Annotated in this window: 19 protein-coding genes; 6 read left to right on the forward strand and 13 right to left on the reverse strand. The window is 57.8% G+C overall.

The genetic code is table 11. From position 1 onward, the window contains the following. The first annotated feature begins 109 nt into the window (after nucleotides 1–109). Entirely contained in the window at nucleotides 110–784 is a 675-nt protein-coding gene (locus QFX05_RS04135) for a 5-formyltetrahydrofolate cyclo-ligase (protein ID WP_279741197.1), read from the forward strand. 227 nt (nucleotides 785–1011) lie between these two features. Next, the gene (locus QFX05_RS04140) at nucleotides 1012–1197 is read left to right on the forward strand and encodes an FmdB family zinc ribbon protein (protein ID WP_005505091.1); all 186 of its coding nucleotides are present in this window, start codon (nucleotides 1012–1014) and stop codon (nucleotides 1195–1197) included. 90 nt (nucleotides 1198–1287) lie between these two features. Here the strand turns inward: QFX05_RS04140 and QFX05_RS04145 are convergent, their stop codons facing one another. From QFX05_RS04145 to QFX05_RS04165, 5 genes are all read right to left on the reverse strand, one after another. Further along, complete coding sequence (locus tag QFX05_RS04145; protein WP_279741199.1) at nucleotides 1288–1590, reverse strand: hypothetical protein; 303 nt, start codon at nucleotides 1588–1590, stop codon at nucleotides 1288–1290. Further along, nucleotides 1583–5584 carry a DEAD/DEAH box helicase gene (locus QFX05_RS04150; RefSeq protein WP_279741200.1) on the reverse strand — a complete coding sequence of 1334 codons (4002 nt, stop codon included), beginning with the start codon at nucleotides 5582–5584 and terminating at the stop codon, nucleotides 1583–1585. Before QFX05_RS04150 ends, QFX05_RS04145 begins: the two co-directional genes overlap by 8 nt. A gap of 111 nt (nucleotides 5585–5695) precedes the next feature. After that, entirely contained in the window at nucleotides 5696–6154 is a 459-nt protein-coding gene (locus QFX05_RS04155) for a cell shape determination protein CcmA (RefSeq protein WP_279741202.1), read from the reverse strand. Nucleotides 6155–6241: 87 nt separating this feature from the next. Further along, nucleotides 6242–7060 (reverse strand): MurR/RpiR family transcriptional regulator, encoded by an 819-nt coding sequence (locus QFX05_RS08365; RefSeq protein ID WP_279741203.1) that lies wholly within the window; start codon nucleotides 7058–7060, stop codon nucleotides 6242–6244. Between the two features lie 245 nt (nucleotides 7061–7305). Next, a complete protein-coding gene (locus tag QFX05_RS04165; protein WP_279741205.1) occupies nucleotides 7306–8949 on the reverse strand; it encodes an alpha-glucoside-specific PTS transporter subunit IIBC in 1644 nt (547 codons plus the stop codon). Between the two features lie 436 nt (nucleotides 8950–9385). Here QFX05_RS04165 and QFX05_RS04170 point away from each other — a divergent pair, with 436 nt between their 5' ends. The 3 genes from QFX05_RS04170 to QFX05_RS04180 all read left to right on the forward strand — a co-directional run bounded on the left by QFX05_RS04170 (nucleotide 9386) and on the right by QFX05_RS04180 (nucleotide 14092). After that, nucleotides 9386–10264, forward strand: coding sequence for an endonuclease/exonuclease/phosphatase family protein (locus QFX05_RS04170; protein ID WP_279741206.1), 879 nt, complete (start codon nucleotides 9386–9388; stop codon nucleotides 10262–10264). A gap of 59 nt (nucleotides 10265–10323) precedes the next feature. After that, on the forward strand, nucleotides 10324–12135 hold the full coding sequence (locus tag QFX05_RS04175) for a glycoside hydrolase family 13 protein (RefSeq protein ID WP_279741208.1): 1812 nt from the start codon (nucleotides 10324–10326) through the stop codon (nucleotides 12133–12135). A 151-nt stretch (nucleotides 12136–12286) separates the two neighbouring features. Beyond that, nucleotides 12287–14092, forward strand: coding sequence for a glycoside hydrolase family 13 protein (locus QFX05_RS04180; protein WP_279741209.1), 1806 nt, complete (start codon nucleotides 12287–12289; stop codon nucleotides 14090–14092). A gap of 127 nt (nucleotides 14093–14219) precedes the next feature. Here QFX05_RS04180 and QFX05_RS04185 read toward each other — a convergent pair whose 3' ends face one another. After that, nucleotides 14220–15176 (reverse strand): AEC family transporter, encoded by a 957-nt coding sequence (locus QFX05_RS04185; RefSeq protein WP_279741210.1) that lies wholly within the window; start codon nucleotides 15174–15176, stop codon nucleotides 14220–14222. 294 nt (nucleotides 15177–15470) lie between these two features. Between QFX05_RS04185 and QFX05_RS04190 the strand changes: the two genes are divergently transcribed. Continuing rightward, nucleotides 15471–15932 carry a hypothetical protein gene (locus QFX05_RS04190; RefSeq protein ID WP_279741211.1) on the forward strand — a complete coding sequence of 154 codons (462 nt, stop codon included), beginning with the start codon at nucleotides 15471–15473 and terminating at the stop codon, nucleotides 15930–15932. Nucleotides 15933–16172: 240 nt separating this feature from the next. On the opposite strand, the gene guaA is transcribed toward QFX05_RS04190, so the two are convergent. From guaA to groL, 7 genes are all read right to left on the reverse strand, one after another. Next, on the reverse strand, nucleotides 16173–17765 hold the full coding sequence (gene guaA, locus QFX05_RS04195) for a glutamine-hydrolyzing GMP synthase (RefSeq protein WP_279741213.1): 1593 nt from the start codon (nucleotides 17763–17765) through the stop codon (nucleotides 16173–16175). Nucleotides 17766–17991: 226 nt separating this feature from the next. After that, nucleotides 17992–18663 (reverse strand): ABC transporter ATP-binding protein, encoded by a 672-nt coding sequence (locus QFX05_RS04200; RefSeq protein ID WP_279741215.1) that lies wholly within the window; start codon nucleotides 18661–18663, stop codon nucleotides 17992–17994. Then, entirely contained in the window at nucleotides 18663–20711 is a 2049-nt protein-coding gene (locus tag QFX05_RS04205) for a hypothetical protein (protein WP_279741217.1), read from the reverse strand. Before QFX05_RS04205 ends, QFX05_RS04200 begins: the two co-directional genes overlap by 1 nt. A gap of 236 nt (nucleotides 20712–20947) precedes the next feature. After that, nucleotides 20948–21235, reverse strand: a complete 288-nt coding sequence (locus QFX05_RS08390) for a lactococcin 972 family bacteriocin (RefSeq protein WP_459550495.1) — start codon at nucleotides 21233–21235, stop codon at nucleotides 20948–20950. 313 nt (nucleotides 21236–21548) lie between these two features. Further along, nucleotides 21549–22679, reverse strand: a complete 1131-nt coding sequence (locus QFX05_RS04210) for a GuaB3 family IMP dehydrogenase-related protein (protein WP_049353743.1) — start codon at nucleotides 22677–22679, stop codon at nucleotides 21549–21551. Between the two features lie 145 nt (nucleotides 22680–22824). Then, on the reverse strand, nucleotides 22825–24342 hold the full coding sequence (gene guaB / locus QFX05_RS04215) for an IMP dehydrogenase (protein ID WP_279741219.1): 1518 nt from the start codon (nucleotides 24340–24342) through the stop codon (nucleotides 22825–22827). Nucleotides 24343–24650: 308 nt separating this feature from the next. After that, nucleotides 24651–26237, reverse strand: coding sequence for a chaperonin GroEL (gene groL / locus QFX05_RS04220; RefSeq protein ID WP_279741221.1), 1587 nt, complete (start codon nucleotides 26235–26237; stop codon nucleotides 24651–24653). Nucleotides 26238–26241 lie beyond the last annotated feature (4 nt).

The raw sequence follows: 26241 nt of genomic DNA on the forward strand, positions 1-26241 counted from the left end.
CGCCCCTCAGCGCAGAGGCACCACGATTCAAACCAGCCAACCTAACCCATAGAGCCACTCTCCCCCGCCCCTATATTAAGACCTCACCCGCAAGACGATGGGACACACCATGCTTCTCAATACCGCAGCCGCAATCAGCAACTCCGACACCGGTGCCAGCGCAGAAGATATCTCCCTGGATAAAGACATTCTCCGTTCCCAGATTCGCCCGCACCGCCTCACCGCACGCAGCCGCCGCGGCGAACATGACCAGCAGCAGATGGCTGACCTTTTCACCCGCCACATTCTTGAGGCGGTCGCGCAGCGCCTCCACTCCCCCGGCACCATCGCGGCATACCTGCCCACCAAATCTGAACCGCCCATCGTTCAGTCACTAAACGCTCTCCATCAGCAGGGACACCGCATCCTCGTACCCGTCGTGCGTCCCGGCCGCAAGCTCGCCTGGGTGCACTGGGACCCCGCCGTTGAGCATCCGCTCAGTCCCATGGGAATCCCCGAACCCGAGGGCGAAGAACAGGACGAGCAAGCCTTCGTGAACGCCGATGTGCGCCTCATCCCCGCTCTCGCCTTTGATGCTGGCGGGCACCGCCTCGGTCAGGGAGGCGGCTACTACGACCGCATTATCCCCCTGCTCAGCGCACAGCAGCTGAATGAGCAGACCATCGGTGTGGTCTTTACCGATGAAATTTATAAAGCTATTCCCTACGACCAGTGGGACGCTATTCTGCCAGTCATCCTCACCGAAGAAGGCATTTTCCATGCCTCTCAGCAGTCATCAGTGTAGCCGGTTGACCAGCACCGCCCACCTCCTGCTTGACACCCCAAATCTTCATGCAAAAGCTCAAAGATATGCAGGAACACTCCAACAAAGTCGCTCAAGAAAAAGGCAAAAAGAAACCAGCAATAGCTTTTGAGAAGAAACCGCAAATAGCCCAGAGCATTTCAAAAGCGGTACACTCAAACCACTGTTATTAAACCCGCTCAGCTAAAAAATCGATACAGAAGGACAATATGCCGGTCTACGTTTACCAGTGCAAGAATTGCAATCACGTCTTTGAACAGCGCCAGTCCTTTAGCGACGATGCACTGCGCGTCTGCCCGCAGTGCGGCGAAGAAACCCTGCGCAAGCGCTATAACACCGTTGGCGTGACTTTCAAGGGTTCCGGTTTCTACAGCACCGATAAGGGCAACTCCTAAGCGAAAGTTCCACACCAGTCATAAGAGGGGCGGGGCAACACAAGTTGCCCCGCCCCTCGGCGTTCAAGAAGCACTCCCGGCTCGGATGCACTACACGATATTGTTACCCCAGTGCGGAGGACACTGCTGACGCATCCACTCCAGACGCTCACGCTCCTCCGGTGGCAGTGGCTGCGCGGAGGTAGCCGCTTTCTGCGAACCCACCTTCTGAGAGGTCCGCTTCTGAGCATCAGCTTTCTTCGCGGAAGTCCCCGCAACAGACAAAGTACCCGAAGCCACCGCCGGAGGCGTCGTTACACCCACCAGCAGAGGCTCAGCCCCACTCACCGAGCCGCCGCCGCTCACACGGCGGTGGCCGCGGCGAGGCTTCGGCGTCGACGAATAACTAGCCACGGACCTCAGCGCCCTCATCCATATCCAGGTAGTGCAGCACACGCGCCACCACAGCATCCGGGTCAGCGAACACCTCCAGGGTGCCCAGCGTAATGTAGTTCCAGCCCGTGCGGCTCAGACGCTCCGGCAGCAGACGGGTCCGCTCACGCACCGAAGCCCGCGCATAATTCTGCTCGCCATCAGAGCACGCCACCAGCGGCATAGCCGCCGGGACGCTCGGGTTCGACGAGACCACGGGAGCCACGCCCAACGCAGGCACCGGCTCAGCCGCCAGCTTCTCCGGGGCGTGCGCAATCAGAGCGATATCGCCCTCACCGCGGCTCACACGCACACCGCAATCCTGCAGACGCGCTACCAAATCGTTCAGCAGCCAGTCGCCCAAATCCGGGGTGTCCGCATTATCAGCTGCCAAGAATGCGTTACGCGGCAGGCTCTCCGGTACGCGCTGTGCCTTCGCCTCCACTTCTTCACGCTCCTGACGTTCCGCATGCTCACGCAGCAGATGGTAGAAGTCCACCGCACCATGATGTAGCTTCTGCGGGTCCAGCTCCGACGGGTCAATGCACGAAACGATGCGCAGGGCACGGCGTGCGCGAGTCAACGCAACCACAAAGCCCTGGCGACCGTGCTCGGCAGACAGTTGACCCAAATCGTACGACGCCTGGCCCAGGCGGGCACGGCCTACACCCAGGGAGAAAATCACGGTATCGCGTTCAAGGCTCTCAGCGCGGGTCAGGTCGACCACACGGAAAGACTCCTCGCCGGCGGCAAAGAACGGTGCCAGCTGCGGGTACAGGCTCAGGGCGTGACGCACCGACTCAGCCACACGCTGAGCGTGCTTCGGGCTAGCGGTCACAACCGCCAGCGAACGGTCCGGGGTGCGGTACGCGTGCTCCAGCACCAGGTTCGTGACGCGCTCCACCTCAACACCGGGCGAATCCAGGTTCGCGTTATCGCTGACCTTACCGCGAGTATCAATGCACTCAACGGTCAGCGAACCGGCAGGCTGGGCGGAGGCGCGACTCACCGGAGCCGCATGCAGCTGCGAACCGTAGAACTCACGGTTCAGGTAGTCGAGAATCACCGAGTCCATGCTGCGGTGCAGCATCGCCAGGGTACGGTTGGGCAGCACGGTAGCGAGCACGTCGAAGGTGCTGTCCAGCTGCTCATCGGTCGGCTCAGGTGCACCGAAAGTCGGCGCAGACACGATGAACGGCGAGGGGTAACCCGAATGCGGGTCGCCCAGGGCGATCACCTGGTCGGCGCGGGTAATCGCCGGCAGGTTCGCCGCCAGCGGGGTTGACTCGGAGTCCAGCAGCAGCACCGTATCAAAACGCATGGAGGAGGGAACCTTACGCGCCAGGGCGAAAGGGCTCGCAGTCCACAGCGGAAACAGGGTACGCACCATGACCGGGGCGTGAGTCAGCAACTCTTCGAGCATGAACTCGTAGCCACGCAGCTGACTCTTCAGGTACGCCGCCTGGTCATGCTCAGACTCAATACGCTCAGTCCACACGCGAGCAACCTTCGCCAGCAAACGGGCCGGAGCGCTAGTCATGTGGGCGTAATCGGCACGGCGGAAACGTGACTCTGCATCGCGCAGACGGTCACCGTCCAGCAGTTTACCTTCGTGATGCTGTAGCAAGAATTCCAAGGCAGACTGCCACCAGGCAAGCTCCAGCTCAGCGGAAACAACCTCGGTCGGAACCTGACGCGCGTACAGGTCATCGAGCAGTTCCGACAGACCGCGCTCACGCAGCTTCTGGGTCAGGGCGTCACGCTCCGGCAGGGTCATCAGCAGCACGCGGTCCGCCATGAGGGCGTCCAGACGCGCATCCAGTGTGTCAAGGTTGGTGCGCACAAAGTCGGTGCCTTCAATGGTGTCAGCCAGGACAATGCCCAGGCCCGCCAGCTCAGAAACCAGGGAGTTCAGGGCGTCAGCCAGCTGATCCAGGTTCTCCGGAATCTGCGGGGTGCGGGGCGCCTCAATGTGGCGAATCCACTCGGCACGCTCCGACTGAACCACCTTCAGCTGCTCGTGCAGCTCACCGATATTCACTCCGGGCAGGATGTACTCCTTCGCCGCGCGGCGCAGGCGGGAACGTTGCATACTGCTCATCTCGATGCCGTTCTCACGGCGCCACGAACCGGAGGCAGTCGCCGCGATTAGGTCGGTCACCGGGCGGTCGTAGACATCCGCACGGAAACGCTTGAGCGTCTCACGGATGCGCATCAGAATCGCCAGCTGCGACTCCCACTCAGCGATGGTACGACCCGGGCGCAAACCCAGCATGGCGCTGGTGTGGTTCATCGTCTCACGCAGGTTGAGCAAGGACGACTTGAGGGTAATGACCAGGGCGTATGCCTCGGCAGCTTCCTCGTCATTGACCAGGCGGGCACGGTACCACGGGGAGGTACGCGAAGCTGCCGCAAAACCATCAATCTCGCCCAGACGCACCAGCTCGGCACGCACCTGCTCACGCTCCATGAGCGAATCAAGCATAGGGCGGTCAAAACGCACGCGGGTTGCCGGGCCGTCCTCGGAGGCGGTCAGCTCAGCCAGACGCTGCAGCGCCGAGTAGACAGAAATCTGCCAGTTCGAGTCCTTGTTCAGCAGGGCACGAGTATGGTCAAGCAGCGCGGCACGGGTTGCCATGAGCTCTTCGTTCAGGTCCTCGGAGTTCGGTTCTTCGGCGCCCTCATTACGCACGATTGCGCGGATGAACTCGGCGCGCTGAGCCTCAGCATTATGCTCGGCAAGCAGATCGTATCGCAGGTTCTCAATGCCGGTGCGCTTGAGCAGCGCCGAAAAATCGGCAAGAGTGGAGCGCTTCTCGCCCACCACCAGCACTGACTTGCCGCGCCCCATCAGGGCAGAAGCAATATTCACAGCAGTACGTAGCGGCTCGGTGCCGGGCGCCGCAGTGATAGTGAAGGAGAATCCACTGACCGCTGTGTCAACAATTTCCTGAGCGTTTGCGTCCGCATCCAGCAGGAGCATTTCCTCTGCAGGGTCACGCTGATCCAGGGGTGGTTGCAGGTTGTGGGCGTTGAGCTCGCGGGGCTTCACGCCGGGCACCTTCAGCGCCGCCAGGTCACGAACCAGCGGGGTGATGGCGGTATGCGGCAGCTCGCCCAGGCTTTCCTTCAGGTCAGCAAAGGTTGAGATAAAGTACTTCGACTCGATGGTCATGCCCGGAATACGGCCTGCAGAGGCGCGCATACGTTCGATGACCGGCTCAGGGTCCAGACGGGACATGGAGTTCGCCAGCTGCGCCACATCCATGGTGCCCAGATCGATACCGTATTCCTGCTTGATCTGTCGGACCATCGCGGGGTTCAGGCGTGCGGAACCGGCGAGGCGCAGCTCAAAGTCATCGTCCTTCGGGTGCGGAGTGATGCTCAGCGGTGCCATAAGAATCGGTGCGATGAAGCGCTTCTCGTAGGCGGCGGTATTCTCGCGGGTGTCGTGCGAAAGCCACGAGGCGGTACCCGCCACGAAGTAGCCGGAGTCCAGGCCGTGGTCGGTGGCAAGCTCGTAGATTTTGGTGCGCAGGGTGCGTGCGGAGCGCATGCCTGCCTCCAGCTGCGACTTTTCGCGCAGAATCGTGGAGAGGCGAGTCTTACGTCCAGCGAGTAGCTGAGCCAAACCGGAGGGGTTCGCCTCGGACAGGTCGATGTGCACGTAGTCGACCTGGTTGAAGTCGAGCATCGCGTCGGGACCGGTGTAAATGTCCATCTGTTCTGTCCAGCGCTCAAGCCCCGCCGAGGGGTCAAAGTCCTCGTGGGCGGGGTTCAGGTGTGCGGGCAGCTCGGCGATGTTGATTTCGTCGGCTACTTCGTGGGTTTCCTCTGCTGAGGTCGCGGCGGCTACGGCGGGCTGAGCAGTATCAGCCGGAGTGCCGGGTGCGTGGTGCGCGTCGGTAGGCTCTGGAATCTGGTTCACGGTGCGAGTGTCCTTGTGGATCAGTACGGTGTACGTTTGCGCGTACACACCGAAGATTGTAGTTCTTCCGGGGTCCTCTGCCCGGTGTGCCTCAAAAGGGCGAGTGTCAGTGTGTGCCTGTATGGTTACTGCACTTTTGTGCTTACTGTGCCTGTGCGCTTACTTCGACCACATTGCGATATTGACGGCGAACAGCACTACGGTCACCAATACGTAGAAGAACAGGGCAGGCAGAAGCACCCAACGGTACTTGGGCGCCAGTTCGCTTTCCAGGTTGCCGAAACGCAGGGAGCGGAAGAGGAAGAAGCTCAGGATTGCGCCGGGCAGGTTACCAATAATGACCAGCAGTACGGTCAGGTACAGGGCGTAGGCCCGTTCGGTACGTTCGTTCTCTGCACCTGCGAGCTTGAGGGTGCCACCCAGCAGCAGGCTGAGGCAGGCATTCAGAAACGCCACGGTGAAGAAGGGAATCTTCAGGGCTGCTTGGAAGTCCATCTGGGAGTTCGCTGCGCCCAGCACAATCCACAGCAACAGCAGTGCGGGGATGATCATGAGGTACCAGAACAGGTACTTACGCATCTTCTCGGTGTTATCGATGAGCGCGAAAATTGCGGTCACAGGGTGTCTCTTTCAGATGGTCTCAGGCGGATTCGGTCGGATTCAGGAGGAGTGAGTAAAGGAGCAGACGGGCACAGTCACGCCTTGTCAGGCGTCGATTTCGCCCCCGCTGTTGAGAGCGTCGTCCACCTGGTCCTGCAGGGTTTCACGGCGCTCGTGTTCAACGAATTCAATGTAGCGGCGCACGATGTAGTCCAGCAGCACCGACAGCGCCACGAACGAATAGTAGGGCTTGCGGTGGGTGCTGATATGGGTGGGAGTGGTCTGGTAGTGCAGAGAGTACTCGGCGTGCGAGGACATGTAGTTCACGCCAATGGCGGTCACCGCAATCATTGGGATGCGGCGTAGCGCCAGCATCTTAATGTGTTCACGCATGTTCTCGGTCTGGCCGGAGAAGGACACAATGATGACCACGTCGTCCTGGGTCATATTGTTCATGGCACTTTCGAACTCATTACGTGCCGGAATGACGTGGCAGAACTTACCGCAAACCTGCATGGACTTGGCAAATTCCTGCACGGCGTTACGCTGAGCGTAGCCGGTACCGAAGCAGTACACTGTGCGAGCCTCATGAATGCGCTTAAGCAGTCCGCTCAGCTCCATATGCTCGAGGTAGTCGTAGGTCCGCTGAATGTCTTCGCGGCCGCTCTCAATGAACCGTGGATTGAAGGGTTCGCTGCGGTTCAGAGATGACTTAATGAAGTACTTCAGCTCAGCAAATCCGGAGAAGTTCAGTTTCTTCGTCAAACGGATAATTGAGCTGGTCGAAGTATAAGTTTTATGCGCCAGGGAGTTGATCGTTGACTCTGCAACGAACTCTTCATTTTCCAGCATGAATGCCAAAATTTCCCGCTCAGTTTCACTGAATCGGTGCTGGTTCGCATTCACGACGTCTTGTAAATCCACTCAAAGCTCCTGAATCCGATGGTGAGCAATATATAAATAGTACACGCTCTAGGGTTATCGGCCAGGGTGGGTGAGGATAGTCATCTCTCACTTAGGGTGAGTGTGTCTACAGATTTGAGCTGGGTATACGTCGGGTATGTATCCGGGTACAGCTTCGCCGGCGGTATCGGTGTTATCCGATACCGCCGGCGAAGTCTATACCTTATGAGGCGTCATGCCGTCAGGCGGCTGAAAGCTGAATCCTCTTAGGAGAGGGTCTTAGCTTCGTTCACCATGGTCTCGAAACGCTCGCGAACCTGGGGAACGTCCATGCCGACGATAACCTGGAATGCCTTACCCTTGCGGACCAGACCCAGAGCGCCTGCATTCTTGAAGTCTGCGTCCGAAGTGCTGACGAGAGACTCATCAGCAACGGAGACGCGCAGGCGGGTTGCGCAGTTGTTCACGGTGGTGATGTTCTCTGCGCCACCGAGCAGTTCGAGGAAGCCTGCTGCGCGAGGTGCGTAGAGGTCACCGTCAGCTGCGGGAGCTGCTGCGCCGCCGTCCTTCTCAGCAGCCTTAGCAGCCTTGTACTCTGCCTTGCTGTAGAGCTTGGTCTCGCCGCCGTCTTCTTCACGACCGGGGGTCTTGAAGTCGAACTTCAGAATCATGAAGCGGAAGATCACGAAGTACAGGACGGTGAAGCACAGGCCCACACCGATCTGCATGAGGTAGGTGCCGGAGTGGTTTGCCCACAGCGGGATCCAGTTCTGGAATAGGAAGTCCAGCAGACCGCCACCCATGTAACCAACCAGACCCAGCTGGTACATGATTGCTGCCATGGTTGCTGCCAGGATTGCGTGGACCAGGAACAGCGGGGGTGCCAGGAACAGGAAGGTGAACTCGAGGGGCTCGGTAATACCGATCAGGATTGCAGTGAGGCTGACGGGGATCAGCAGAGCAAGAACTTCCTTGCGCTTCTCCGGGCGAGCAGTGGTGTAGAACGCTGCGGCGATACCGATGGGTGCGAAGACCTTGGAGTTACCGTGCAGTGCAAAGCCGCCGCCGGGGAACAGTTCCTTCAGGGGCTTGTCGCTCTTAGCGAACTCGCTCAGGTGGCTCGGCCAGTCCTTAGCGATACCGTTCGGGGTAACAACGTTACCGAAGACGAACGGGGAGTAGATGAAGTGGTGCAGACCGGTAGGAATCAGGAAGCGCTCCAGGAAGGTGTAAACCCACACACCGATTGCGCCGGATGCGATGAAGAAGCCCTGCAGGGAGGAGATGCCGTGCTGAGCGTAGGGCCACAGCCAGGAGAACAGGAATGCCACGGGCATCATCAGGAAGAAGCAGACGCCGTAAACGTACTGCGAGCCCTGGAAGATACCGAGGAAGTCCGGCAACTTCTTGTCGAACCAGCGGTTGTGTACCCACACCACGATTGCGGAGATGATGATGGCACCGAAGATACCGGTGTCCATGGTCTTGATACCGGCAATCATCTTCAGACCGGTACCTGCCGCGCTCTCAGAAATGTCGGTGGTGTAGTCCAGGTCGAAGAAACCGGTGCCGCCTTCGCCCTTACCCCATACCTTGAGCATGGTGCCAACGAAGTAGTTGAAGGTCAGGTAGACCATGGCAGCTTCCATCACTGCACGTGCGTTAGCGGTCTTTGCCAGTGCAATGGGCAGACCGATCACGAAGAGCAGTTCCATCTGGTTGAAGACGGTCCATGCGCCAGACTCCCAAACAGACCAGAAGTGGTTCCAGGGGCTGTTCTTGTCAGCGGCGAGGGGGATTAGGTCGCCGTTCTGTGCAATGATCGCAATACCGACCGCGAGGCCAGCGAATGCGAAGAGAAGAACGGGTGCCAGCATGGCAGAGCCGAACCTCTGTACTTTTTCCATCATGAGGCTATACGCCCTTTCGGGTTGTCGAGTGCGCGGACGCAGGGGTTGGCGTTCATTGCCAACCTGCTGTTCATGCATTCGAGCGCCGTATCTTTATACCTCTAATTAATTGGAAGTGTATGAAATCGGCGCCACATGACCTGCGTGCGCTAAATGCCGAATGTGTTTTTAGACAGAAACAATAATGCCAGCTTTTACGTAGTCAGAGATACCAATTTATGAAGTTTTGAAAGAGTTTTTCAGAACCTGAAACATCTCCCGGCACTGGTTAAAAATACTTGCTGCAGATGAGACTTTTTCCCTATTACCCAGCGCACAGAATCGATAGCATAAACAGTGCACCCATAGGTCCAGAGCCCCCGCTGTGCTCCCAACCTTCAACAACGGGGTGCGTCCCTCAAACTTCTTTCTCATACACTACCCCGGACTTAGTTATATGCGCTTCCTCACCCTCAACACCCATAGCTGGTGCGAAATCCACCAGATTTTGAAAATCCGCATCCTTGCAAAGTTCATCATTGAACAGCAGGTAGATGTCATTGCGCTGCAGGAAGTCAACCAGCTCACCTCCACCCCCGTTGTGAAGGAGCCCCTGAACTACCGCGGCGGCGCAGGCGTGCCGGTCCGCGAAGATAACTACGCCCTGCTACTCGTACAGGCACTCAACGAAATGGGTGCAAGCTATGAGTGGACCCTCACCGAAACCCACATCGGTTGGGACCTCTACGACGAATGCGTCGCAATCCTCTCGCGCCTGCCGATTCGCGGCATCAAGCCCATCGAGATGTCCCCCGACTACGTCTACCACCAGGTACAGCGCCGTGCAGCCCAAGCTGCGCTCATCGAAACTGAGACGGGCACCTTCTGGTGTGCCACCACCCACATGTCCTGGTGGGACTTCGACGGCGAACCCCTCTTCGCGCAGGAATACACCCGTCTCTCGCAGGCACTCGCAGAATGCGCCCTCACCGCACCCGTGCTACTCGGCGGCGACTTTAACTCTGCCGCGCATCTGAGCGATGAAGGCTACGCATATGTGACTTCCAGCGGCATGATTGACACCCGCATGCTGGCTGAGCACACGGACGGTGAGAATACCGTCCACCGCGAAATCGCCGGTTGGGAAGGTAACACTGACGCCAAGCGCATCGACTTCGTTTTCGCCGACCGACTGCTCACGGTCAACTCTCACGCGGTAGTCTTCCGCGACAACTCCCCCGAAGCGATCTCCGATCACAGCGGTCTGCTCCTGGACATTGACCCCTCCAGCTGGGCACCGCAGAGCCTCCTTACGCCTCTCACCAACCAGCGCTAATCAGACTTTAGCCGCCCACAGAGCGGCCCCACGCAACCATACCAAGGGAAGGAACAATCATGACGACCCAAACCCAGTGGTGGCAGGAACCGGTGGTCTACCAGATCTACCCCCGCTCCTTCAACGATTCCAATGGCGACGGCATCGGCGATCTGCCCGGCATTACCGAGAAGATTCCGTACCTCGCCAAGCTGGGTATTCAGGTGCTGTGGCTCTCCCCCATCTACGCCTCGCCGAATGATGACAACGGCTACGACATCTCCGACTACCGCGCCATCATGACTGAGTTCGGCACCATGGAAGACTTCGATGAGCTACTCGAAACCGCGCACAAGCACGACATTAGGCTCATGATGGACCTGGTTGTCAACCACACCTCCGACGAACACGAATGGTTCAAGCAGGCACGCTCCTCCAAGGACAACCCCTACCGCGACTACTACATCTGGCGCGATCCCAAGGGCTTCGATGAGGACGGCAACCCGATTCCGCCGAACAACTGGATTTCCTGCTTCAGCCCCTCCGTGTGGGAATGGGACGAGGCGACCGGCCAGTTCTACCTGCACTACTTCTCCATCAAGCAGCCCGACCTGAACTGGGAGAACCCGAAGGTCCGCGAAGAGGTCTACGACATCATGCGCTTCTGGCTGGACAAGGGTGTGGACGGCTTCCGCATGGACGTCATCAACCTGATTTCTAAGGACCTCTCCTTCCCCGAGGACCCTGCGGTCCTCGCTGGCGGCCTCGACAACTCCCTGGCTGTCGCAGCTAACGGCCCGCGCGTGCACGAATTCCTGCAGGAGATGAACCGCGAGGTCTTGAGCAAGTACCCGGTCATGACCGTGGGGGAAACCCCCTGCGTGACCGTGGACGACGCCGCGCTCTACACCGGTTTCGACCGCAATGAGCTGCAGATGGTGTTCCAATTCGAGCACATGGACGTAGACGCCTCCGAAGGTGGCGTGACCGGCAAGTGGTCCGACCGCCGCTTCAACCTGGTTGACCTCAAGAAGGTCCTCACCCACTGGCAGGAGGGTCTGCACGGCCGCGGCTGGAACTCCCTGTACTGGAACAACCACGACCAACCGCGCACCGTCTCCCGCTTCGGTAACGACTCCCCTGAGTACCGCACCGTCAGCGCCAAGATGCTGGGCACCGTACTGCATCTGATGCATGGCACCCCCTACATCTACCAGGGTGAAGAACTGGGTATGACCAACGTCTTCTTTGACGATGTGAAGGACTACAACGACCTGGAGATTCACGACTCCTGGCGCAAGTACGTTGAAGAGTCGGGCCGCGTCTCCGCGGAGGATATGTTGCGCTACATCAGCACCTCCGGCCGCGACAACGCCCGCACCCCCATGCAGTGGACCGCCGGCGAGAACGCAGGATTCACCTCCGGCACCCCGTGGCTGAAGCTGAACCCGCGCTACACCGAAATCAACGCAGAGGCAGAGCTCGCTAACCCGGATTCCGTGTTCTACCACTACCGCGACCTGATTAGCTTGCGCCGCGAGCACCCGATTGTCCTGACCGGTGAGTACCGCCTGTTGGATGAAGAAGACGAGCAGGTCTACGCCTACCTGCGCGTGAACTCCGACGAGGACGCCGAAGCAACCGGCGAGCGCACCCTGCTGGTTGTCGCTAACTTTACCGATGACACCGTTCAGCTGAACTATGCGGGCGGCAACCTGGACTCAGTGGTGCTGACCAACTCGCAGGCTCTCTCCCCTGCTGAGCTGAAAGCAACTGAGAACAGCCCGAAGCTGATCAGCTCGAACTACCGCGACGAGAACCGCGAGTTCACCGACGAGGGTACCCTGTTGCGTCCCTACGAGGTGAAGGTTTACCTTTTCGGTAATGCGTAAGTAAGGCTCTTGCATTTGGGTGCGGGAAACCCCCATAGTTTGGGGTTTCCCGCACCGGCGTGGGTTTCTATCTTTTATTTTTCACCGTCTTTTATTTTTCACAGACAACTTGTTCTCTTTTTGGCTGGTTAGCCGGTATAGAAAGGCAATTATGAGCAACTCCGAGGCATACGAGGTTCCCTCCTACGAAGGCCGCCAGTGGTGGAAGGAAGCCGTGGTGTACCAGGTGTACCCCCGCTCCTTCAACGACGCAAACGGCGACGGTATCGGTGATCTTAAGGGCATCACCGAGAAGCTGCCCTACCTGGCTAAGCTGGGCATCAACGTCATCTGGCTCTCCCCCGTGTTCGATTCGCCGAACGTGGACAACGGCTACGACATCTCTGACTACTTCGCGATCATGAGTGACTTTGGCACCATGGAAGACTTCGACGAGATGCTCGAAACCGCTCACGAGCACGGTATCAAGATCCTGATGGACCTGGTCGCAAACCACACCTCCGATGAGCACCCCTGGTTCAAGGAGTCCCGTTCCTCGAAGGACAACCCCTACCGCGACTACTACATTTGGAAGGACCCGAAGGGCTTCGACGAGGACGGCAACCCAATTCCTCCGAACAACTGGGCATCCGAGTTCGGCGGCCCGGCGTGGGAGTGGGACGAGGCGACCGGCCAGTTCTACCTGCACATCTTCTTCAAGGAACAGCCCGATCTGAACTGGGAGAACGAGAAGGTTCGTGAGGACCTGTATTCCATGGTCCGCTGGTGGCTAGACAAGGGCGTTGACGGCTTCCGCCTGGACGCTATCAACATCATCTCCAAGCCCGAGGGCTACCCGGATGACCCCTCCACTGACTTTGAGAAGCACACTTCCTCAATTCCGTTCGTCATTGCGAACGGCACCATGGTACACCCGTGGATGAAGGAGCTCACCCGTGAGACCTTCAGCCGCTACGATGTGATGACCGTGGGCGAGACCAGCGCAACCAGCCCCGAGGACGCTAAGCTGTGGGCTGGCTACCACACCGGTGAGCTGAACATGATCTTCCACTTCGATCACATGGGCGTGGATAACGACCCGAACGGCAATCTGGGCGGCAAGTGGTCCTACGCGCCGTACAAGCTGACCGAGCTCAAGCGCATCCTGAACGACTGGCAGACCACCTTGGCGGGTAACGCCTGGGGTTCGCTGTACTGGAACAACCACGACCAGCCGCGCGTTGTCTCTCGTTTCGGTAACGATTCGGATGAGTTCCGTACCCTGTCCGCTAAGCAGTTGGCGACCACCCTGCACTTCATGCAGGGCACCCCGTACATTTACCAGGGTGAAGAGCTGGGCATGACCAACGTGAAGTTCGATTCGATTGAGGATTACCGCGATGGTGACTCGATCCGCTTCTACGAGGATATGCACATTGACCACAAGCGTCTGAGCCACGAAGAGGCGATGCAGGCAATCTACATTAAGGGCCGCGACAATGCTCGCACCCCGGTTCAGTGGGATGCATCCGCTAACGGTGGTTTCAGCCCCGAGGGTGTGACCCCGTGGATTGCCGTGAACCCGAACTACCCGGCGATTAACGCTGAGGCTGTTCTGGCTGATGAGGATTCGATCTTCTACCACTACCAGCAGCTGGTGGCTCTGCGCCGCGGCAAGCTGAAGGACCTGATGGTTTACGCGGCCTTCACTCCGGTGGACTCGGTTCAGGTTCCGCACAACGAAGACGAGGCTGTGTACGCGTACACCCGTACCGGTGGTGCGGACGGCAGCCCCGCGAACGAGTCTTTGCTGGTGGTTTCGAACTTCACTGCCGAGGAGCAGGAGCGCGACTTCGATGTGCTTGCTGAGGCTCTTGAGGCTGGTGCTCGTGTTGAGCTGGTGAGCTCGAACTACAAGGACGACGCGGATTCGACCCTGCGCCCCTACGAGGCGAAGGTGTACTACATCGTTCGATAAGCGCTGTAGCTCGTTGAGTGCTACCGCGTGCCGATAAGGTATTAGACAGCAGAAGGAGGGTGAGGCTTATGTCCCGCCCTCCTTTTGTGTTGTCCTTTATTATTCCGGCGTGCATTCTTAGTGCCGCTTAGCCGGAGAACATCAGCTGCAGAATCGGCACGGCGAGCGCTATCATTCCCAGGCTGACGACTGCCCCGGCAGCAATAACCGGAGCTGCAGTCCCCTCGTGCCGGTAGTGGGTTTCCAGAATGACGATATTAGCGGCTGGCGGTAGCACTCCGAGGATAAAAAGTACCTGCGGGTGTGCCAGTAGCTGATCGAGGTGCACTCCGGTATGCGTGTGCATCCAGTATGCAGCGGTTAGTATGCCGACACTGTAGACGCTCACGAGCACAACACGAAGTACTGCCCACCCGAGGGCTTGTTTTAGGTCGGTTCGGTGCAGTCGGGCGGTGCTCAGCCACATGCCTAGCACCATGAGCCCGACGAAGCTGAAGACCCAGGTGATGAGCCGGTAGATACCGGCGGCGTGGGTGTTGAGAAACGGTCCGGTGGGCATGCATATCAGCCCGATTGCTACGGCGACAATGGGGCGGTTAGTGAGCAGGGACCGTAGTACCGCACTAACGGCAGCTTTTTGTGTGGGCTTGGTGCGGCTAGTCGTGAGTCCATCTGTATTGGTTTCTCTGCGCATGAGTGAGGTGCCGAGAATATTACCCATGACGGAGTTGCCGATATACGCGCCGACGTATAGGCGTACGGCTTCCTCACCCCAGAAGCTGGCGACTACGGGGATTCCGAAGATTCCGGCGTTGAGGTAGACGAGGGCGAGCCGTTGCACCGGGTCGTTAGTGAAAAAGCCGGAGCAGCGTACGAGAAGCGCCATGAGCACCATGGTGGAGGCTGCCATGAAGAAGAGTTCGGGACGGCTGGTGGCGACGATATAAACGATGACGGTGGGGATAATCCAGCAGGTCAGCAGGGCGGAGGCGCTTTCTTTCAGGTGGTTGCCCCAGTGCTCGGGTAGCAACGTTGCGAGCCCGAAGCCTACCCCTAAGTAGAGGAGTGGGAGGATCATTCCCATGCTCGTTCCTTTCGCTGTTGCTGTGTCTGTGCCGTTGTTTTACGGTTAAGGTCCCTGTCTAATAACCCTACCCTGAACCTTCAGATTGAGGTTTATTAATTTTTCCTTGTATTTTTCGAAATTTTTGCGTCATATTGCATCTTATTCGCTGATACTCTCATTTTTTAGACGGTTCGCTTCTAATCTTGAAATATAGAGGGAATATATTTTCCACCATATTCTTTCGTTCTATCACTGACACTCATTCCTTACGAGATTAGGAACTAAGCTGTTTCTTCTCCCGTGAGGCTAAATATGCAGGAGCCCGCAATGCAACAGCCGTATCTTTCATCCCCTCCCGAATCTGGTGGTGTCCCGCAGCGTCCGGCGAAGGCTTCTAGCCAGCATGCTGATGCGCATATTCCGTGGCGTTCTCCCGCTATGTCTACTACCCCTGCTACAGCTTCTGTAGCCGCCGTGCCCACCCCCGAGGGCCCTGAGCAGACCTTTAGGGTGCCTCACCCGGTATTGAGCATTATCTCGTGGCTGATTGCGGCTGCGAGCGCCATGTGGCTTGTGATCTTGGGTTTCTCTTTGGCCCTAATTGTGGCATCGGATGTGAACCATGATTCTGAGTTCATGATGCTGACCTATGGCGTCTACATGGCGTGCGCGTTTGGGTTCTGTTGCTTTGGAATATTCTTTGCGTTGCATTTTGGATTGGGTTCGAGCGCTCATTGGCGTGATTCGATTCGTCACCCGCATCACCCGCATTAAAGGGTTTTCATTTCCCCGTGTGGTTTTGTGGAGATTTTTTAGTTCTTTTATTTGAACTCTCGTTTTAAATATTTCGGCGTTTTTCTTTAAAATTTATGCGAAAAATCTAAGCTACGGAGTTTTTTTAGAAACGCTCACATGAAGAAAGCCGCCCAGCGCATCCACTAACAGGATGCACCGGGCGGCTTTCTTTATAGACTCTCACTACCTCAAGCAGCTACGAGCCTACCGGTGGAAGGATTACTCCCACTCAATGGTTCCCGGGGGCTTGGAGGTAACGTCCAGCACCACTCGGTTAACGTCCTTGACCTCGTTCGTAATACGGTTCGAGATCTTAGCCAGCAGGTCGTACGGCAGGCGCGACCAGTCAGCGGTCATTGCGTCTTCCGAAGAGACCGGGCGCAGCACAATCGGGTGACCGTAAGTACGGCCGTCACCCTGAACGCCCACGGAACGAACGCCAGCCAGCAGAACCACGGGGCACTGCCAGATGTGCTCGTCCTGACCTGCTGCGGTCAGCTCTTCACGCACGATAGCGTCAGCGGCACGCAGGGTCTCCAGGTTCTCGCGGTTAACCTCGCCGACAATGCGGATGCCCAGGCCGGGGCCGGGGAACGGCTGACGTGCCACAATCTTCTCGGGAACGCCGAGCTCACGACCGATAGCGCGAACCTCGTCCTTGAACAGGGTGCGCAGCGGCTCAACCAGTTCGAAGGTCAGGTCGTCAGGGAGGCCGCCCACGTTGTGGTGGCTCTTAATGTTTGCGGTGCCGTCGCCGCCGCCGGACTCAACAACGTCCGGGTACAGGGTGCCCTGGACCAGGAACTTGATGTCTGCGCCCTCTTCGCCTGCTTCAGCAATCAGCTTGCGCTGTGCCTCTTCGAAGGAGCGGATGAACTCGCGGCCGATAGCCTTACGCTTCGCCTCGGGCTCGGTGACACCCTCGAGGGCGGAGAGAAAACGCTCCGACTCGTCGATGGTGATGACCTTGATACCCATGGAGGCTGCGTAGTCCTGCTCGACCTGTTCACGCTCGCCCTCACGGAGCAGACCGTGGTCGATGAAGAAGCAGGTGAGCTGGTCGCCAACAGCCTTGTGCACCAGTGCTGCCGCCACGGAGGAGTCAACACCGCCGGAGAGCGCGCAGATGACGCGGTCGCTACCGACCTGCTCGCGAATCTTTGCGACCTGCTCTTCGATGATGTTGCTGGTGGACCAGGTGGGCTTCAGGCCTGCCACGTTGTAGAGGAAGTTCTCCAGGGCAACCTGGCCATAGTCAGAGTGCTTCACCTCGGGGTGCCACTGCACGCCGCCGAGTTTGCGGGACTCGTCCACGAAGGCTGCCACGGATGCACCGGGGGTTTTTGCCAGCACCTCGAAGCCTTCGGGGGCTTCGGTCACGGAGTCACCGTGAGACATCCACACGTTCTGGGTAGTGGGGGTGCCGGTGAGGAAGGAAGAGTTCTCAGCGCAGACCACAGCGTCGGTTGCGCCGTATTCGCGCAGACCGGTCTGGGCGACGGTGCCGCCGAGGGTCTGGGCCATGACCTGGAAGCCGTAGCAGATACCGAAAATCGGCACGCCGGCTTCAAACAGGGTCTTGTCACCCTTGGGTGCACCATCGGCGTAGACCGAGGAGGGGCCACCGGAGAGCACGATGGCTGCCGGATTCTTGGCGAGCATCTTCTCGGTGCTCATGGAGTGGGGGACGATTTCGGAGTAGATACCGGCTTCACGCACGCGACGAGCAATGAGCTGTGCGTACTGTGCACCGTAATCTACCACCAGGACGGGACGCTCTTCGAGCTGGTCCAGGTTCACAGAGTTGGTCACGAAAATTACCTCAACGTGTTGGTACTAATCCGCGCACTTGCGCGGGGATATATCTATTTTACGCTATCGCATTGTGGGGTTGAACGCCCGCGGCGCGGGAACCCTTCAGCGAATGACCGTTCTTTTCAGCAAGTAAAAATAAACCCTGTATAAGAAAGTACCGCCCGGCGACGGAGTTAACGACTCCATAGCCAGGCGGCACATTGCAAAAAACAATCCTCTTCGTTTATCCCTTGAACTGAGACATATCAATACGCCGGTCGCAGAAGTCCGCCACCGCATCGCTGTGCGTAGCAATAATGGCACAGGCCCCGGCGTTCACCAGCTCTCGCAGAATATCAAGCACCTGCGCCTCGTTCTCGGCGTCCAGCGCGCCGGTCGGCTCATCTGCCAGAATCAGGGAAGGCTGCTTCAACATAAGCCCAGCAAGCGCCACGCGCTGCTGCTCACCACCCGAGAGTTGGTAGATAAGAGACTTCTCTCGCCCAGACAAACCGACCCGGGCGAGGACGGACTCTAGCTCTTTGCGGCTCGGACGCTGCGAACGCGGCATAACCGCGAGCGGTCCGAGGATATTCTTTTCAACGCTCTCCCCTTCTACTAAGGCATAGTTCTGGAAGAGATACCCTAGACTATCACGGCGGAAATGACGGCGGGTTCGCGCTGAAGCTCCGCTTAACCGTGCACCACGGAATGAATACTCGCCCTCACTAAAATCTGCGAGGGTTCCCAGGCAATTGAGTAGGGTGGTCTTACCGCTTCCCGAAGCACCGGTAAGGGCTATCATTTCCCCCGGAGCTACAGCAATATGGACATCAGCAAAAATAGGATGTCCTGCAATACGCACAGACCCCCCGCTTACGGCCAGCAGATTCTCTGTTTTTAAGATGGACGTCATCAGTACATTTCCTTTCGCGCATGATTGGCAACAGTAACTCGGTAGCCTCTACCAAAGGACCATAAACTCGTACCAATCGACACAATAACAGTGGATGTGAAGAGTACCGTTGCCAGTACTGCAATAACAGATGCAGTCTCAGCCCCAGCATTGAGATACTGCTCGTGGGCCAAACTCGTTAGTTGGAGGACTCCATAGCTAATGACAAGAATCGTCAAAACCGCCTCCCCAATGAGAACCCCACGGAAAGTCCGGGTCGGATGCATACCGTAGGTAAAGGAACGAGCGATACGCTGCTGATGTTCTGCGCAGTACACACGTGCGTACTCCAGAAGGGTCACAAGACACAAAACGGAAAGGATGATGAGCGCATACAAGCTAATGCGTTGTTCGCTCTGCATCCTGCTTGTGAGACTAAAATATTTTTCGCTCACCGGCAGAATTTCACCTACGTAGCTTCGAGCTGCACTACCCTTCAGAGAATCAAGAGCTTTCTGCCGGTCCTTAATAAATGCCCCGTTCTGACTGAAGGCGGCAACGAGCATCTCCGTTCTGTCAGTCAGCACAGTTTTCGGGACATACACAATGATGGGGTTCTGCACAAAGTAGTTCGCTTTAGTACCGTCACCATATGTATAGGATCTCGTTACAGACTCATATGCCCTCAACTCCGAAAGCTCAGCACGTGAAGCTTCTAAATTATTCGAGGAAGAAGAGCTATCAGCCGAGTCAAAAGTACTAGAAGCAAGGTGCCTTATATCATCAGTGTGCTTTTCCAATTCCTGGGGATAGTAGACGCTAAGACCGCTACGACCTTCCAGGTCATCAAGAGGAGGTAAGCCTGCTGGCAGGGATTCAGGATTACTGTCCAGATATTCACGATTCACGTACAGGAAGGTACGGCCCAAGCTCTGATCAGATTTCAGAGAGCCTGATTCATTCTTTCCGGCTCTATAAGCTTCAATCGATTCATAGGATGTATAGACAAGGTTCTCTGCACTAGCGAGGATGACGTTATCAGATTCTATCTGTTCTTTACTCCAGCCTTGAAGGTTCTGGATGTCACTAGTCTTATATCGGAAACCATTAAAGGACACACTATATCCGTTACCCTGAAGCACCGCGGGGCGGGCTTGATTGAGTGCATGGACTTGCTGAGTCGCATAAGCCAAAGTGGTCAGAGTAGCAACAACAAGAATAAGCGCCAAAGAGCGGCACGCCCAGCTAGCCGCATAGGTAATACGCGTGGGTACCTTTCCTTTAAGGGCTTGTCCAATAGGTATAGCTACAGTAAGTGCACAAGCCACATAATGCAACAGAAGCATAAGGCCTAACATCCAGCACAGCAGAATAAGCTGAACTTTCAGTGTCAAAGCCGCAAAAGCCCACGAATTGTACAGGGCGAGGAATATATAGAAAAGGGCATAGAGGCTCAGAATTCCACAAAGAATAGCAGGCCCCGACTCTAGCAGCTGTGCACCGTAGACACGGTTTAAGGATGCTCCATGCAGACGCAGGCGCGCGCTTTTTTTCGTCTGCCGGAATATGGCACCAATCAGAGCCGTACTAAGGGCTAGGCATGTTGCAATAAAGGCATACCCGCCTGGGGTTCCCATGTAGTACCCTGCAATACTTCGGAGATTGAGAACATCGTATTCCGTTGTATGCGCACCATTTTCACGCAGGGTAGCGAGTAGCTGGGCGCGTTGTTGCTCACTACCGCCATAAAGGTTGTAGAGACCTCGCGCTTCTGCAACCTTGCCCGGATTAAACCTTTTGACCTCAACGCGGTCTTCAGGGGTATAGGAAGGGTATCCTGTTTGTTCCCACCCACGTACAGTATTTTCGGCACCACAGAATTCGAGTACGATACCGTGCCGAGTATCTGACACATCAAGGGTGCGACGAGCTATAGCGATACTGTTCTTCTCCGCTTCCTGACACATATCCTCTAGAAATTTGCGAGTATCTACGCCTTCACTGATTGAAGCAATCTGGAGGTTACGGGTATGCCCAAGAGACATCTCCGAGTTGATACTCAGAAGCATGAAGAAAGGGAACACAATGGAGGCGAGGGTCGCCCATAGATAAACTGAGGTGAGGACCGATACATACCGGCCAAATCGGAATCGACACTTAAGCATGGGGATTCATTTCTGTCACATGGGCGGACCGTCTGATAGATTCACTCAGACGGCCCGCCAAATATTTTGTATATTAGCCGCCTGCATCATTTGCAGGGCCATATTGCTAATACGCTATAGAACATCCAACGCGCTCATCTCTAACAATGGTTGTTATAGTAAGACTCGTTAGTGTGGTCCCAGGAACGACCAGACCAAGCCCTAGCAGTGGTAAAGGGCTTCTGACATCCGGAGTAAACCCAGTTACTTCCCCAAACGGTTGCGCTATGCCGTTCTTCTTTGTGGTAATAACGAGACCACACACCCCAGACAGATGAGCCATAGTCCCAAGTACCACCATGCACATCAACAACAGTCGCCACAGCCGGGACAGTTGCGACAGGAACGGCAGTCAGTGCCGTCGCGCTCAAGGCGATAGCGGTAAGCACCTTTTTACCAGGGGGGCGAAGATACCCATTTCTAATCTCCTTCGATAGGTATATCCATATGGTATTGAACTTGCAGTTTTGCAGAAGTTCTTTCAAGGAATATAGACTTTAGCCATATCCTTGCCAGATATACTACAGTGAAAATATAATCTCAGTCACCATAAAAATGAGAAAGTTTCACAATATGTCATAAATTCCATTCTCCCAAAGGCAGTGACTCAACCCCTACCTAAAAGAGCAGGTCAAAACAATACCGCCCGGTAGTCGGAGGGATAAACCCACCAACCACCGGGCGGTGATTCTTGAAGCTACATTAGCCGCGGTAGGAGGGAACCACAGTCAGGTCAGCCTTCTGGAACTTCTTCAGATCCAGGTAACCGCAGTTAGCCATTGCGCGCTTGAGCGCACCAACAATGTTGCTGGTGCCGTTCACGTGGTGCGAAGGACCGTACAGGACCTCCTCCAGGGAGCCGACAACACCCAGCGGGGTGCGCACGCCGCGCGGGAAGTCCAGCGAGTGCGCCTCGTTGCCCCAGTACCAGCCCTGGCCGGGAGCCTCGGATGCGCGAGCCAGCGGAGCGCCCAGCATGACAGCGTCAGCGCCCAGTGCAAGCGCCTTCACCATGTCGCCGGAGCGACCCAGGGAGCCGTCAGCGATCACGTGCACGTAGCGGCCGCCGGACTCATCCAGGTAGTCCGAACGTGCTGCAGCCACATCAGCGATAGCGGTTGCCATCGGTGCAGAAATGCCCAGGCCCTGACGGGTGGTCTGTGCAGAACCGCCGCCGAAGCCCACCAGCACGCCGGCTGCGCCGGTACGCATCAGGTGCTTAGCCTGCGAGTAGCCAGCCACGCCACCAACGATGACCGGAACGTCCAGCTCGTAGATGAACTTCTTTAGGTTCAGCGGCTCGTGCGAGGTCGAAATGTGCTCAGCAGAGACAGATGCACCGCGGATGACGAACAGCTCAACGCCAGCCTTCACCACGGTTTCGTAGTGCTCCTGGGTGTTCTGCGGGCTCAGGGAGCCGGCAACAACCACACCGGAGTCACGGATCTCTTCCAGGCGTGCAGTGATCAGTTCCGGTTTAATCGGCTCGGAGTAAATCTGCTGCATGCGGGTGGTCGCTGAGGCGGGGTCCGCCTCGGGCAGCTCAACAATCTCGTCCAGCAGCGGCTGCGGGTCCTCATAGCGGGTCCACAGGCCCTCGAGGTTTAGAACGCCCAGGCCACCCAGCTTACCCAGTGCGATGGCGGTCGCCGGGGACATGACCGAGTCCATGGGCGCACCAATAATCGGGGTGTCGAACTTGAAGGCATCAATCTGCCAGGAGGTGTCAACGTCACGGCGGTCGCGAGTACGGCGGGTAGGCACCAGCGCTACATCATCCAGGGAATAGGTGGGGCGGGCGTTCTTAGAGAGGCCAATCTGAATTTCAGACATGGGGTGAATCCTTTCGAATTCGGTTTGAGGGGTGCCGCTGGGCGTTATTCGCTCCGATGCCCGCCCGATCCCTGAACGGGTATGGGGCGGGCTCAACGGCGCATGGTGTGCACACCGTGCGGCGAATCATCGTTGGTGAGGCGTTTTAGCGGCGGTAGTTCGGTGCCTCAACGGTCATCATGATGTCGTGCGGGTGCGATTCCTTCAGACCTGCGGGGGTGATGCGCACGAACTGACCCTTGTACTTGAGCTCCTCGATAGTGCGGGAACCAACGTAGAACATGGTCTGACGCAGGCCACCTTCGAGCTGGTGAATCACTGCGGAGAGCGGGCCGCGGAAGGGAACCTGACCCTCAATACCCTCGGGAATTAGCTTCTCTTCGCTGGAGACGTCAGCCTGGAAGTAGCGGTCCTTGGAGAAGGACTTGTGGCGACCGCGGGTCTGCATCGCGCCAAGCGAACCCATGCCGCGGTATGCCTTGTACTGCTTACCGTTCATGAAGATCAGCTCACCGGGAGACTCGGTGGTACCAGCCAGCAGGGAGCCGAGCATCACGGAGTCAGCGCCGGCAACCAGTGCTTTGCCAATCTCGCCGGAGTGCTGCATACCGCCGTCAGCAATCAGCGGCACACCCGCCGGGATTGCTGCCTTAGCGGACTCGTTAATAGCGGTCACCTGGGGAACGCCAACACCGGCAATAATGCGGGTGGTGCAGATGGAGCCGGGGCCAACGCCAACCTTCACACCGTCAGCGCCAGCGTCGATGATTGCCTGCGCGCCCAGGCGGGTTGCAGCCTGGCCACCGATGACGTCCACGTGTGCTGCGGCGGGGTCCTTCTTCAGGCGGGCAATCATGTCGAGCACGCCCTGGGAGTGACCGTTTGCGGTGTCCACGAACAGTGCGTCAACGCCTGCCTCAACCAGGGTCATTGCGCGCTCGTAGCCGTCGCCGAAGAATCCGATAGCGGCGCCGGCACGCAGGCGGCCGTCCTCGTCCTTGGTGGCATTGGGGTACTGCTCAGTCTTGACGAAGTCCTTGAGGGTAATTAGACCGGCGAGCTTGCCTGCGTTGTCGACCAGAGGCAGACGCTCAATCTTGTTGTGGGACAGCAACGCAAATGCTTCGTCCTTGGTGACGCTGGGGTGCGCGGTGACCAGCGGCATGGGGGTCATGATATCGCGGACGCGAATGCCCTCGTAGTCGGAGCGGGAGATGTAGCGGATATCGCGGTTGGTGATGATACCTTCCAGCACGCCCTCTTCGCTAACGACGGGCAGACCGGAGACCTTGTAGTAGCCGCAGACCTCGTCGTATTCGGCAATGGTTGCGTCAGCACCGATGGTAACGGGGTTAATGATCATGCCGGACTCGGAGCGCTTAACACGGTCCACATGTGCAGCCTGGTCCTCGATGGAAAGGTTGCGGTGGATAACGCCCATACCGCCCAGACGTGCCATAGCGATAGCCATAGCGGAGTCGGTCACGGTGTCCATTGCGGCGGAGATAATGGGGGTGTTCAGGGTGATGCGCTTGGACAGGCGGGTAGAGGTGTCCGCATCGGAGGGGATGACGTCGGTGTTACCGGGCAGCAGCAGCACGTCATCGTAGGTCAGGCCGGTGAAGCCGAAGGGATCCTCGGACAGAGCGGTGGGAATGGTCATTGTCTACCTTTCGGATGCTGGCTTCATCGGTGAGAAGCTCAGCCTATACGTTGCATATGTCAAGATGCGGTACGAACCGTCTGCTCGCACCCCACAAGGTGGTTTGAGCGCAAACGGGAACAGCTTACCTTCTATAGTAAACCGCTAAAGATTTCTTTGCTGAGAAGCACTCATAGTAAGCGTCCTTCAGCGGGAGGCTGTCGGCAGGTTCTAGCGTCCTTCGAACGCGAGCGCGCCCGAGCCTACCGACAGCGAGTGCCCGGTACCGCCTCCATAGTGGAGGGGGCGGTACCGGGCACACACACTATTTAGTCTTCTTCAGTTTCTTCAGGCTTCTCAACCACCAGGGTCTCGGTGGTCAGCACCAGAGCCGCGATGGAGGAGGCGTTCTGCAGAGCCGAACGGGTCACCTTCACCGGGTCAATCACGCCAGCTTCGATGAGGTCCACGTACTCGCCGGTCTTGGCATTGAAACCGTGACCCACGGGCAACTCGGAGACCTTGGAGACGATGACGTAGCCGTCTTCGCCAGCGTTCTCAGCAATCCAGCGCAGCGGCTGAGCCAGGGCACGGCGAACGATCTGTACACCCACGTTTGCGTCGTGATTACCCAGGTCCATGCCGTCCAGTGCCTTCAACGCGTGAACCAGTGCGGAACCGCCACCGGAGACGATGCCCTCTTCCAGAGCGGCACGGGTGGAGGACACAGCATCCTCGATACGGTGCTTGCGTTCCTTCGCCTCAACCTCGGTTGCGGCACCAACCTTGATGACCCCCACACCGCCGGCGAGCTTAGCCAGGCGCTCCTTGAGCTTCTCGCGGTCCCATTCGGAATCCACGCGCTCAATTTCGCGGCGTAGTTGCTGCACTCGATCCTCGATTGCCTCAGGGGCGCCGCCGCCATCCACGATGGTGGTGTGGGACTTGGTGACGGTCACGCGGCGTGCCGAGCCCAGGTGCTCCAAGGTGACCTGCGGCAGGTCGATGCCCAGCTCACCGGTCACGACGGTACCGCCGGTCAGAATTGCCAAATCCTGCATGATTGCCTTGCGGCGGTCACCGAAACCGGGAGCCTTCAGAGCAACCACGTTGATGGTGCCACGCAGCTTGTTCACGACCAGTGCGGAGAGCGCCTCACCGTCAACATCTTCTGCGATGATGGTCAGCGGCTTCTTGGCCTGAACAATCTTCTCGAGCACGGGCATGATTTCTGCGATGGTGGAAATCTTGCCCTGGTAGAGCAGCACGAGGCTGTTCTCCAGCACTGCTTCGCCGCGCTCAGCGTCGGTGACGAAGGAGGGCGAGAGGTAGCCCTTGTCGAACTGCATACCTTCGGTGATGTCCAGTTCGATTTCGGTGGAGGAGCCGTCTTCAATGGTGATGACGCCGTCCTGGCCGACCTTCTCGAAGGCGCGAGCCAGCAGCTCACCAATCTGCTCAGACTGGGCGGAGATAGCGGCAACGTGAGCCACCTCCGAGCCCTGCACAGGGCGTGCGTTCTCGAGCAGGCGTGCGGAGACCGCCTCCACGGCAGCCTCAATGCCGCGCTTGACGTCGGCGGGTGCCGCGCCGCTGGTGACGTTGCGCAGGCCCTCGTTGACCAGTGCCTGTGCGAGCACGGTTGCGGTGGTGGTGCCGTCACCGGCTACGTCGTTGGTCTTGGTGGCGACTTCTTTCGCCAGCTGGGCACCCAGGTTCTCGTACGGGTCATCCAGTTCAATTTCACGAGCAATGGACACGCCGTCGTTGGTGATGACGGGTGCACCCCACTGCTTGTCGAGCACAACGTTGCGCCCGCGCGGGCCGAGGGTTACCTTGACCGCGTTTGCCAGCTTATCGACGCCAGCCTGCAGGGACTTGCGGGCGGCATCGTTGAATTCAAGCTGCTTAGCCATGTGT

Source organism: Rothia similimucilaginosa, assembly GCF_029850875.1.
Classification (GTDB): Bacteria; Actinomycetota; Actinomycetes; order Actinomycetales; family Micrococcaceae; genus Rothia.